Here is an 11,993-nt window from a genome sequence, read left to right as displayed (position 1 = left end):
CGAACACGGCCGTTAAGCTCTTCAGCGCCGATGGTAGTTGGGGGTTTCCCCCTGCGAGAGCAGGACGCCGCCTGGCACGCTAAGACAACTTGAGAAATCAGGTTGTCTTTTTTGTTTGTTAAAACCATTTATTATTTTTAGTTATCATTCCTCAACTTTAAACTGACCAGGTAAGCAGGAATAAGACAGGAGCATATCCTGCGCCATTTGAGGAAACCATTACTATTGTTTTTAAAGAAAAATAAATGTATCATACATATATAAGCTGCATTGTACGTTATGAATTTAAGTTTTAACCTTTAAGCTGTAATAGGGAGTTTTAAAATGAATCCAGAATGACAAGCCTCTTTTTCCTGGAGGACAAGCAGGAGAGGATTCTGCGAACACCCACTTTGAGGAGTGGTGGTTTAAAACTTTCTTTTTGTAAGCGGCAAAGGCGGCTTTTTATAATTGAACTTTCAGCCAGTTTTCAAAAGAAAACTGGCTTTTTGCTGTTTTTTTAAGATATTTGTACGCCTAATCGAAATGATGAAATAACAGATACGATAAATGATTCTGAATGGGTTCGCCACTCACCTTCTTAAACATTTTACATACGTTATGAAAGAAGAAAGTACTCTTCCATTGGAGTGTGAGTGATGTTTTATCATGTAAAAGAGCTGCAATATCAAGCGAAGCCAGAGAAACCGGACCCGCTTTATGCCAAAAAGCTTCAGGAAGTACTTGGCGGCCAATTTGGAGAAATATCTGTAGCCATGCAATATTTGTTTCAAGGGTGGAGTGTCCGTGGAAATGGGAAATATAAAGACTTGCTGATGGACACGGGTACAGAAGAGCTGGCACATATAGAAATGCTGGCAACGATGATTGCGCGCCTTTTGGATGGAGCGCCGGTTGGGGATTTAGAAGAAGCAGCAAAGGATCCGGTGATCGGCGCTATTTTGGGCGGCATGAACCCTCAGCATGCCATCGTATCAGGACTTGGCGCAATGCCGGCTGATAGTGTAGGAAACCGTTGGACAGCCGATTACATTATTGCAAGTGGCAATCTGCTGGCTGATTTTCGGGCAAATTTAAATGCGGAATCACAAGGGCGCCTTCAAGTATGCCGATTGTATGAAATGACATCAGATAGGGGCGTACGCGATATGCTGGCCTGGCTGATTGCACGTGACACCATGCACCAAAATCAATGGATCGCCGCTATTAAGGAGCTGGAAGCAAAAGAGAATATAGTCGTTCCAAGTACGTTTCCGCGTAATCTTGAAAAAAGAGAAGTGTCTCATACCATTTTTAACTTTTCTGCTGGAAACCAAAGTGCAGCGGGCCGGTGGGCGTATGGTCCGAGTATGGATGGGGAAGGGGTCTTTCAATATGTGGAGCACCCCGTGCCGCTCGCCCAGGCACCTGCTTTAAAGCCAGCGCCTCCTTATATTCATGATACACCGCCGGCTGTTTTAAAAAATTCGACACCTCCACCACCACCAAGCATGTGCTGAAAATATTCAAAGGTAAAGAGCAATGCAGCATTTATTGCTGTATTGTTCTGTTTTTACATAAATATATGTACATCTTTACAGGATCTACCTGTTTACTTATAGATAAGACCGGGCTATAATAGAAGATCTCTCCTACCCTTATTAAAAGAAGGGAGGTCTTTTAGTTGGCAAAAAAAGCATTAATTGTAAAGCACAAGAATAAGCAGAAATTTAAAGTGCGTGAATATACCCGCTGTGAACGCTGTGGACGTCCTCACGCTGTTCTTCGTAAATTTAAGCTGTGCCGTATTTGCTTCAGAGAACTTGCGTATAAAGGGCAAGTACCTGGCGTGAAAAAAGCAAGCTGGTAAATATATGTGTCATTTTTTTAGTCAGGCCAAGGCCTGGCTTTTTTGTGTAGATAAAAAGGCCAGCACATCAGGTAACTGAAATAAAAAGCGGCTTTCAACAACTTTAAAGGGGACGGCAAGGACCAGTTTATTTTTTTGACCGTTCGGCTTTGAATCCATGCTTTTGCAAATTTCGAAATTGCAGCTGTTTTGGAGTCCGTTATCTGGTACGCAGCGAGATAGCATAAATGCACGGATAGGTAGATCAAAACAAAATAACGTTTATGCACGATAAATTCTCATTTCTTTAGGCGTACAAGCTCTTTCATCTGAATATGATGCAAAGACATCATTTTTCAGGAGGCTGTGCGATGAACTCAATTTTTACATATATGTTTTTAGGCCTGTCTTTGGCGGCACCAGTCGGACCAGTAAATGCGGCACAATTAGACACGGGTATTAAAAATGGGTTTTTTCATGCGTGGATTTTTGGAATCGGCGCATTGACTGCTGATACGATTTATATGGTGATGGTGTATGTAGGAGTAGCTCATGTAATTGAGCTGCCGTTTATTAAAACGCTTCTCTGGCTGTTTGGCTGCTTTGTTTTAACATATACCGGTATTGAAAACCTGTTGACGCTTCATAAAATCGAGCTGGACATGCGGTTTGGCAGAAACATTCCCTTGAGGAGATCACTGTTTTCCGGCTTTTTTATGTCTCTTTTGAACCCGCTTACGATTTTATTCTGGCTCGGTATTTACGGATCCATTCTTGCTGAAACAGCAGAATCTTCTACACAAAATGAAATTCTGCTGTATAGCATGGCCGTCATATCCGGTATTTTAATCTGGGACCTGACGATGGCTTTCCTTTCAAGCGGTGCCCGGCGATTTTTATCTACCGGGGTTTTAAAAGGCATTTCTGTTGTTTCTTCTCTCTCCATGATTGGCTTTGGTATTTACTTTGGTATGGAAGCCTACAAAGTCTTGTTTTAGCTTGTTTGCCCACTGTGATGGTGGGCTTCTTCTTTTTTCCACTTTTTTCGAAGGATGAGTACAACCACCGCAATTACGGTAACGAAAGCTAAGCTGATAAAAAATCCCGGCCGGCTTGCCTGGTGAAAAAGAGTACCGCTGACGGCAGCAAAAACAAGAATCATGCCGATCACTCTTTTTATTTTATCCCCAGCAGTCGGCTCGATCAGCCGGTGGTACAGCGTTAAAAGAAAAAACCAATTGTAAAGCAGCATCAATCCGGCTGCGGTCGTTACATATTCATACACATTTTTGGGCAATAACAAAGAAGAAATAATAGATAAAATCAAGCCGACCGATGTCAGCGCCACAGCCGGCAGCGGAACTTTTCGTTTCTTTTTTGTTTGTTTGCTGAAAATAGCCGGCGCATCTCCTTCTTCAGACAGGGTAAGGAGAATGGTCGTAACAGAAAACAAAGAAGCCGACATGGTTGAAAATCCGGCAATAATGATGGCTGCGTTAAATACATGAGGAAAAAAGTCGAGATGATAGCTTAGCAAAGCCATCGCAAACGGGCTTTTATCCGGCTGAAATGCAGTCCATGGAATGAGCAGCAGAGCGAGCGAAAGTGCTGTTACATAAATGAGCCCTAAAATACCAAGCATGACTTTTCCTGACTTCGGTGCATCTTCTTTGTTGCGCAGATTAATGGCCATGACACCCATTACTTCGATGCCTCCATGCGCGTAAAAAGCAAATAAAAGAGAGCTCCAGAACCCAATCCCGCCATTTGGAAAAAAGCCGTTTACAGAGCGCGGCACTCCTGCTTTTGGATCACCGTTAATCACCCCGGTCAAAGCCAGGACAGCGATTACGATAAACATAAAAATAGCAGCTACTTTCATCACCGCAAAAACGGTTTCGAGTTTGCCGAATGCTTTTGTTCCAATAAAAAGCACTAAAAGCCCGCAAACAGCAAAAACAGAAGCAAACATCCACAACGGAATCTGCGGAAACCAAAATTTTGATAAAAGTGAAATGGCCGTTAACTGGCTGCCGATAATCAGCATTTCAGAGCACCAGTACACCCAGCCGCTGCTAAACCCGGCCCATCGTCCGTAAGCTTTTTTGGCATATGACCGAAACGATCCTTTTTGCGGATCTTTAGCAGACATTTTCGCCAACGCCTCAAAGACAATATACGTTCCGCATGAAGCCAGGATAAAAGCAAAAACAACCGAAGGACCCGTCATTTGAATGGCGATACTGGACCCGAGGAAAAAACCGGTGCCAATAATACAGCCCACTCCAATAAGAGAGAGCTGCCACCAGGCCAGCTTTTCATTATCTTTACTGCCGCCGCACGTTTTTTGTTCCATTTACACATACCTCCCCATAGAAATAAATTCTCACGAAAAGGGCCATTTATGTAAAAAAGGGAGTGGGAAAACTGGATCGGCTTCCCTCTGACAAAAGGGCGGTTCTTTATGTACATTGCATGAAACCCATACAAAAAGAAAATCCTATATGAAAAAGCTGAAATCAGGGCAAAACAAAAAGAAAAACCGAATCGGCTTTTCTTTTCAATAGAGCTTGTCCTTTTTTACCTGGATCGCAGGCTGTACAAAATAAGCACAATTCCGCACACAAGCCCAATGCTTTTCGTTAACGGCATTTTTCCCGCCATTCCATACAGGCCAATGGCTGTTGTGACGATCAATACAACCGGTCCTACAAGGGCAAGCATGCTATTGATGTAAAAGGCTTTTTCTAAGCTGTTGAATTTCAGCATTAAAAGCGCAGCGGTCACTTCAATACTTCCAGAGATAAGGCGCAAGGTAATCATAAGCAGCAGGGCTTTTTCAATCACTACAATCACTTTGTTTTCACCACCTCTTCTACTGCGTCTTTTTCATGTCTGTTCTTTCTATAGCTGGATCAAGCCGGCCAAATCGATTATCCCGTTTCTTTATGTGTATGCAGATAAAAAGAGGACTAGCTCTGAATTATTAAAGAGAACAAAATAAAAAACAATAAATCAATCCCAAACAAGGGTTCCTGGATGATCATATAGAGTGGACAAGATGGATTATAATAATATAGACAGTGCTTAGAAGATAATAGTACTAATGGAAGTTTTAAATACTGATGTCTCTACAAACATGTACGGATGGATGTTGTGAACGGCTTTAGATATGCAGAATAAAGCTTTTTATAGAAAAGTACAAACAAATAAAAAAGAAATATTGATCGTTGTTTAGTTCTTTTTCTTTAATGAGGGTAACAATAAGCGGAAAATTAAAATGTCTAAATCATTTGCTATAGTACTAAGACTTTTGAATCTGTTATACTTCAAATAAGCGGTTTTTGTCGAATAATTAAAGAGCTATAAGTTAGTTTGTTTTAGTAAAAATTTGGAATTAAATCCTTGGGTTTTATTTTAAGATAAATGAAGGTAATAAATTTTCTCTTTTTACATCTTTAACAAAATACCCGGTGAAAGAGGTACAAAAATGGAAAAAAAGATAGCCATCGTTATAGGTGGTTTAAAAGGTATAGGGAAGGCAATTAGTCTCGATCTTGTAGATAAAGGGTTTATTACCTATGCCACAACCCGTGAAAAAAATGTAGCAACCAATGTGGAAAACCTATTTCCATTGCAAATAAATATCCGGAATGAAAAAGAAATACAAGATGGGTTTAAGCATATTAGTGAGCAGTATGGTGCCTTAGACGTCCTGGTGAATAATGCTGGAGTTGGTGAATTCAAAGCATTTGAAGAATTTGATCCTGCGGAATGGGAAGGTATTTTTCAAACTAATGTATTTGGTATTTTTCACTGTACTCAACATGCATTCCCATTATTAAAGAAAAGAGGAGGGCGGATTATTAATATTAGCTCGATTGCAACGAAAAGAAACCTTCCTTTTAATTCTATTTATGCAGCTTCAAAGCATGCAGTCAGCGGAATGGGGAGTGTTTTAGCAGAAGAATGGTACAAAGATAACGTTTTTACTACTAATATCCACTTAGGTGCCACATATACAGACATCTGGAAAAATGTTGAAGGTTTTTCTTCTGAAGACATGTTGCATGTTCAAGATGTAGCACGTGTCGCTTCATTCGTGGCTACGACTCCTCTGCACGTTCGGATTGATGAAATGACAGTGACTCCGCCAAAAGGAGTATTATAATTTTAAAGAGAGATATATATAATCAGAGAAAGGTAGAATGCAACTGGGAGGTGATTTTTTGTCCTTAAAGAAAAAGCTATTATTGATTTTTTCAATAACAGTAACATTAATTTTACTTGTAAATAATATATTATTTTATTTTTATACGAGGGATCTTTTAATAAAAGATCAAGAAAAACAGATGGAACTCCTGGCTCAAGAAATTAGCATGGCGATTGAGCATTCACAATTTGGGATAGAGTCGTTTGAGAAACAAATAGGAGAAAAACTCCGAGCTTCAGCCATTGCAGCTCAGAATGCACTTGATCCGGATATAAATAACGTAACGAATGAGCAGCTTGTTGAGCTTAGTAAGAAGCTTGGCGTTTCTCATATTACCTTGATGGTAAGAGAAGAAGACGATATTAAGGGAGTAAAATCTTCAGACCCACATGAAAGAAGTTTAAGCACGAAGGAATGGGGATATTGGTATACAGCTTTTCAACAGTTGTTTGCCAATAAAAATGTGACTATTTCTGAAGGGCAGAAATTGCCAAACTACTGGTCAGGTCCGATAGATGTTTCTACATCTGATCCTAACCATGTAGACAAATGGGGATATTACTATGATGGAACAACTAATTATATTATTAACCCTTACATGAGAGATAATCAGATACTAGAGTTCGAGGATCAAATTGGTCCAGAAGCAATTGTAAAGAAAACCTTGGGTAATAACTCTACTTTGTTAAGCATCACGGGGTTTAATCCGGAGACATTTGGTTATCCACCGATTTATACTGAACAGAATGGGAAAAAGTTTATCGAATTAGATAACAAGGATGTTACATTCGGAAAATATGAGTATCAAGATAAAAAGGCCGATGTGGCTGCTGTTAGAAAAGCAATGGAAACAGGCAAATTAGTTAGTTTTCAGAGTACCTCCAACGATAAAAAAGTGTTTAAAAGTTTTATGCCCGTCTCTACTGAAAATCCATATGTAATTGGAGTAGTAACAGATTATAAGGTCATTCAAGACGTATTAAATAAGCAATTGTTGAATAGTCTAGTTATTTCTATTATCGTTTTAGTTTTTGTTTTGATAATGAGCTACTTTTTAGCGGAATACATTGTAAGACCTATCAATCGAATTTTACTAAAAGTAAATGAGATTGCTAAAGGAAACTTTGGCGAACAGGTATTGATTGAGCGTCGCGATGAGTTGGGCCTGCTTGCTGGCCGAGTCAATAAAATGTCATTGAACCTGTTAAACTACACAGATGAACTTAAGAAAAAAAATGCTGAAATACAATATCATGCTTATTATGATTTTTTAACCGGGCTTCCTAATCTACGTTTATTTAACAAGACAGCTGTAGATTTGGCAAGTTTAAATGACAAACAACCAATGGCATTTTTGTTTCTTGATCTCGATAGGTTTAAATTTATCAATGATATGCTTGGGCATTCTGCGGGTGATTACATTTTAAAGGAATTTACAAGACGGGTTTCACCGCTTCTTAAAGAAGAGGAAATTATGGCGCGTATAGGCGGGGATGAGTTTATCCTCCTTTTGCCGGATACGAATCATGAAAGAGCAAACTATATCGCCCAAATTATTTTAAAAGAATTAGACAAGCCTTTCATCTATGAAGGAAATGAATTTTTTATTACGTTAAGTATCGGAATAAGTTTGTATCCGATGGATGGCAGCAGTGTTGAAAATGTTATTAAAAACGCGGATATTGCTATGTACCGTGCAAAAGAGCAAGGAAGAAACAATCATCAATTTTACACTTCGGACATGAACGAGCTTATTAAAAGAAGGGCTATTTTAGAAAAAGGCATGCGTCAGGCATTGGAGCGTCAGGAGTTTACTTTACACTATCAGCCTCAAATCGATTTAAACACGGGCCTCATTACAGGCAATGAAGCTTTAATTCGTTGGTTTCATCCGGAATTGGGCATGATATCTCCGTTAGAATTTATTCCTTTAGCCGAAGAAACGGGATTAATTGTGCCAATTGGAGAATGGGCACTGCGTACGGCGTGTAAACAAAATCGACAATGGCAAAAGTCTGGATTGCCTGAGATGCGTGTATCTGTTAATCTTTCGCCGCGTCAATTTCAACAAGTAAACTTAGTCGATTTAATTAGTCAAGTATTACAGGATACCGAACTTGATCCTCAATATTTAGAGCTTGAGATTACAGAAAGCATTGCCATGTATAATGAGCAATATGTGATTGCTAAGTTAGAAGAACTTAAAAATCTAGGAGTGAAAATTGCAATAGACGATTTTGGTACAGGATATTCCTCACTGAGTTATCTAAAAAAATTCCCGTTCCATACGTTGAAGATTGATAAGTCATTTGTTACAGACATAGAAGACGATTCCAATGATAATAAAATTATTAGTACCATTATTGCCATGGCCCATAATCTCAAAGTTAACGTTATAGCTGAAGGAATAGAAACAAAGGAGCAGCTCCTGTTTCTCCGGCAGCAAAAATGTAATGAAGCACAGGGCTACTTATTTAGTAAGCCTCTATCAGTTGAAGAGTTTAACAAGGTATTTAAAGAACTTCAGAAATCTGTCCTTTTTAAACTTGATGATAAATAATAGTTAAGCAGATGTAAGGTTATAAATTGAAAGCAACTATTTAAAGAACGATTCCTCTTCTTGGAATCGTTTCTTCTATCAGGGACTTCATATGAGTGTTTAAATCTGATGGCCCAGTTATTTTTTCTGAAAAGATATTATATGCTGGTATATAATTCGTTTAATAGAAAAAGGCAGTTGGCGTTTTGTCAAAAGGTAATTTCTTGCATCATTTATGAGGGGGAGGAAATATTTTGGTTTTACTAACCAGGAAAATAGAGTTTTCAGCTGCTCATAGATTACATAATGGACAGTTAACTGATGAAGAAAACAAAGAAATTTTTGGAAGATGCAATAATGTTCACGGACATGATTATACTTTAGAAGTTACGGTAAAGGGAGACATTGACTCAAAATCTGGAATTGTCGTTAATATTACAGATATTGATCGTATAGTGAAGAGCGTAGTTTTACGGGAATTAGATGGTAAGTTCTTGAATGAGGAGCACCCATTTTTTAAGGAGCATGTCCCAACAACAGAAAATGTAGTTTCATATATGTGGAATGCCTTGGATGGTAAATTCACGGATTGTAAGCTTCATAAAATAACATTGCATGAGAATCCATTTTTATTCTCTCAAAAAGGAGAACAGTCAATGATTCAATTTACAAGAAAATATCACTTTTCAGCTGCCCATAGATTACATAGTGACCAGTTAACAGATGAAGAAAACAAAGAGATTTTTGGCAAATGCAATAATCCTCATGGTCACGGACATAATTATATTCTTGAAGTAACTGTTGGAGGAGAGATTGATCCTGTGACAGGAATGGTACTGAATATGACAGAAGTGGATCGTGTTGTTGAAGAGCTGATCATTGAAAAATTTGACCATAAGCATCTCAATTTAGATACAGAAGAATTCAGCGGGTTAAATCCAACTGCCGAGGTTATGACGGTTGTTTTTTGGGAACTGCTTCAGCCGTCTCTGCCAAGTTTGTTTAAAATAGGACTTTGGGAGACTGCAAAAAATTATTTTGAATACCATGGTCCGGAAAACAAGTGAAAAACAATATTTACTAAAGATGAACAAGAAAAAACATGGATCCAGAAAAGGATCCATGTTTTTGTTTATCCAAGCGTCAGTGATTTCTGCTGTTCAGCTGTTTTGCTTTTTGAGCTGCCGCCCATTGCTTTAAATTGACTCATAAGTTTCGTCCGTGATTTTTCGTTTCGAAGAAGATAAGCTGCTCCAAGCGCCAGTGTTGTCATCATTGCTTTGTTTGTTGCCATGGTATGCACTCTCCCTTGTAATAGGTTTACTCTCGTACTATTCCCCATCTCCCAAAGAATAAACAAAAAAGCAAGAATGGAAGAATTCACGCGTTCGCACGCAAAGAAGAATTTGTTTTTTAAAAGAAGGCTCGGTATACTTTTTCCATGAGCATACAAATAAATGAAGAATCTGTAAGTAGTTTATAATTAAAGGAAGTGTATAGATTGTCTAGTCAACTAGCAAGTAAAAAGAGCCATCTGCGTGCAGACTGTGAACATTGTTTTGGCCTTTGCTGTGTGGCGCTGCCTTATGCAAAATCAGCTGATTTTGCAATGAACAAAGACGGCGGCACCCCATGCCAAAATTTAATGGCAGATTTTTATTGTGGGATTCATCAAAACCTTAGACAAAAAGGATTCCGCGGCTGCGCTGTATATGAGTGCTTTGGGGCAGGACAGAAAGTATCGCAGGTTACATACAAAGGGACAAGCTGGCGGGAGCATCCTGCTTCTGCAAAAGAAATGTTCGATGTATTCCCTATTATGCAGCAGCTCCATGAAATGCTTTGTTATGTAGAAGAAGCGCTTGAATGGAAAGAAACAGCGCCGATTCAACAGGAACTGCAGGAAGCGGCCCGCGATATAGAGGCTCACACACAGCTAAGCCCCCAGGCGATTTTAAAGCTTGACGTACCAGTTCACAGAGCTAGGGTGAATGAGCTTCTTTTGCGTTCAAGTGCATACGTGCGGTCACAGGCCCGGTCCAAAAAGAAATCGAAAGCAGCAGGCAGAAAAGATTTCTTTGGTGCAAAATTAAAAGAAGCGGATTTAAAAGGCACTGATTTAAGAGGAGCGCTTTTTATTGCAGCTGATTTGAGAGGAGCAGACATGAGACTGACCGACTTGATCGGTGCTGACTTTAGAGATGCTGATTTAAGAGGAGCGAATCTTACGGGAAGCATTTTTTTAACGCAGGCACAGGTGAATGCGGCTAGAGGCGACCGGTATACGAAACTGCCTGCTTCTGTACGCAAGCCGGACCACTGGCTTTAAATAGTAAAGAAAAGACGCTAATACAAAAAGTGAGCCCCTTCAAACAGAAGGGGCTCATTTGATTACAAGGTTTGATGGCGGATTGAACAGAAAGGAAAAAGGATATATTGATGTTAAGCAAAAGAGACAAAGTTGGTTCTCCATCAAAATTGGAGGAATGAAACGTACAAACGAATTGTCAAAAATTATGTAAGAACGTGATTACTGCTCAAATAAAAACAAATGATAAAGGAGAAGGAAACCTCATGATAGTAGTAGAGGGAACAGTTGGGGCAGGTAAATCAACACTATCTCACTTGATCAGCGATCATTTTCAAACTCCTGTTTTTGAAGAGTTGGGAAATCCAGACACAGAAAAATTGCTCCATCGTTTTTATGGAGATCGCTCCCGCTGGTCTTTCACAACGCAGATTCATTTTGCGACGGAGCGCTGGCAGATGATCAAACACATTTCTGAACAAAGATGTGGTGTCCTGGATCGTTCTATTTTCGGGGATCAGATATTCGCTAAGCTTTTAAGTGAAGACGGCAGCATGACACCGGAGGAGTATCGGATATATGAAAAACTCCTTGCCGCTATTGTTGAAACGACAAGAGCGCCTGACCTGCTGATCTATCTCCAGTGTGACACAGAAAGGGCAAAAGAACGGATTGACCGTCGTGGACGAGGACTGGAAAGCAAAGTTGAGATGCAGTACTGGGAGCGGTTGAATGAAAAATATGAAGCCTGGTATCAAGGATATCAATACTCGCCCAAGATCCTGCTTGGTGTAAATCATTTGGATTTTGCAAACAACGAGGAGGATAAGGAAAGTGTACTAGGCCTGATTGGGAAAGCTTTAAAAGATATTCATTATTTCAGCATGAAAATAGCGGAAGCTTAAACCGGACCACTGTCAACATCCATAACGAAGCACTGTATACCGCATAGGTAAACAATTGTTAGTTCGGTTCCATCGCTCTTATTACAGCACTCACAAAGGAAATACGGACTTTTAATGGAGCATGCCGCGATGGCGGCGTTTAGAGTTTGGATAATCTCGAATGGGATAGGTAACACTTAAAACGAATTCTTTTTTTATTA

At 39.5% G+C, this 11,993-nt stretch carries 11 protein-coding genes, 1 rRNA gene and 1 other RNA gene; 10 read left to right on the top strand and 3 right to left on the bottom strand.

Going from position 1 to position 11,993, the window contains the following annotated elements:
• From rrf to RG959_RS21605, 5 genes are all read left to right on the top strand, one after another.
• Window positions 1–76: ribosomal RNA gene (gene rrf, locus RG959_RS25660) — 5S ribosomal RNA — on the top strand; the annotation flags it as partial.
• A 183-nt stretch (window positions 77–259) separates the two neighbouring features.
• Window positions 260–447, top strand: a non-coding RNA gene (gene ssrS, locus RG959_RS21620) — 6S RNA.
• A 191-nt stretch (window positions 448–638) separates the two neighbouring features.
• Entirely contained in the window at window positions 639–1,499 is an 861-nt protein-coding gene (locus tag RG959_RS21615; protein ID WP_342798887.1) for a manganese catalase, read from the top strand.
• A gap of 164 nt (window positions 1,500–1,663) precedes the next feature.
• Entirely contained in the window at window positions 1,664–1,849 is a 186-nt protein-coding gene (locus RG959_RS21610) for a type Z 30S ribosomal protein S14 (protein ID WP_251274605.1), read from the top strand.
• Between the two features lie 350 nt (window positions 1,850–2,199).
• Window positions 2,200–2,826 carry a LysE family transporter gene (locus RG959_RS21605; protein ID WP_342798886.1) on the top strand — a complete coding sequence of 209 codons (627 nt, stop codon included), beginning with the start codon at window positions 2,200–2,202 and terminating at the stop codon, window positions 2,824–2,826.
• Here the strand turns inward: RG959_RS21605 and RG959_RS21600 are convergent.
• Both RG959_RS21600 and RG959_RS21595 read right to left on the bottom strand, forming a co-directional pair.
• Window positions 2,823–4,184, bottom strand: a complete 1,362-nt coding sequence (locus RG959_RS21600) for an amino acid permease (protein WP_342798885.1) — start codon at window positions 4,182–4,184, stop codon at window positions 2,823–2,825. The genes RG959_RS21605 and RG959_RS21600 overlap by 4 nt on opposite strands.
• A 224-nt stretch (window positions 4,185–4,408) precedes the next feature.
• Window positions 4,409–4,684, bottom strand: coding sequence for a YqhV family protein (locus tag RG959_RS21595; RefSeq protein ID WP_242237263.1), 276 nt, complete (start codon window positions 4,682–4,684; stop codon window positions 4,409–4,411).
• Between the two features lie 634 nt (window positions 4,685–5,318).
• Between RG959_RS21595 and RG959_RS21590 the strand changes: the two genes are divergently transcribed.
• From RG959_RS21590 to RG959_RS21580, 3 genes are all read left to right on the top strand, one after another.
• Window positions 5,319–5,999: an SDR family oxidoreductase gene (locus RG959_RS21590; RefSeq protein WP_342798884.1), complete on the top strand. Its 681-nt coding sequence runs from the start codon at window positions 5,319–5,321 to the stop codon at window positions 5,997–5,999.
• A 58-nt stretch (window positions 6,000–6,057) separates the two neighbouring features.
• Window positions 6,058–8,601: an EAL domain-containing protein gene (locus tag RG959_RS21585; RefSeq protein ID WP_342798883.1), complete on the top strand. Its 2,544-nt coding sequence runs from the start codon at window positions 6,058–6,060 to the stop codon at window positions 8,599–8,601.
• Window positions 8,602–8,834: 233 nt separating this feature from the next.
• Window positions 8,835–9,647 (top strand): 6-carboxytetrahydropterin synthase, encoded by an 813-nt coding sequence (locus tag RG959_RS21580; protein WP_342798882.1) that lies wholly within the window; start codon window positions 8,835–8,837, stop codon window positions 9,645–9,647.
• 65 nt (window positions 9,648–9,712) lie between these two features.
• Here RG959_RS21580 and RG959_RS21575 read toward each other — a convergent pair whose 3' ends face one another.
• Window positions 9,713–9,874: a hypothetical protein gene (locus tag RG959_RS21575; protein ID WP_342798881.1), complete on the bottom strand. Its 162-nt coding sequence runs from the start codon at window positions 9,872–9,874 to the stop codon at window positions 9,713–9,715.
• Between the two features lie 207 nt (window positions 9,875–10,081).
• Here RG959_RS21575 and RG959_RS21570 point away from each other — a divergent pair, with 207 nt between their 5' ends.
• Both RG959_RS21570 and RG959_RS21565 read left to right on the top strand, forming a co-directional pair.
• A complete protein-coding gene (locus tag RG959_RS21570; RefSeq protein WP_342798880.1) occupies window positions 10,082–10,909 on the top strand; it encodes a pentapeptide repeat-containing protein in 828 nt (275 codons plus the stop codon).
• 245 nt (window positions 10,910–11,154) lie between these two features.
• The gene (locus RG959_RS21565) at window positions 11,155–11,793 is read left to right on the top strand and encodes a deoxynucleoside kinase (protein ID WP_342798879.1); all 639 of its coding nucleotides are present in this window, start codon (window positions 11,155–11,157) and stop codon (window positions 11,791–11,793) included.
• The last annotated feature ends 200 nt before the right edge of the window (window positions 11,794–11,993 follow it).

The organism is Domibacillus sp. 8LH, assembly GCF_038806185.1.
Taxonomy (GTDB): domain Bacteria; phylum Bacillota; class Bacilli; order Bacillales; family Domibacillaceae; genus Domibacillus; species Domibacillus indicus_A.
The sequence above is the reverse complement of the archived record's forward strand: the minus strand, read 5'-3'. Positions and strand labels throughout refer to the sequence as shown.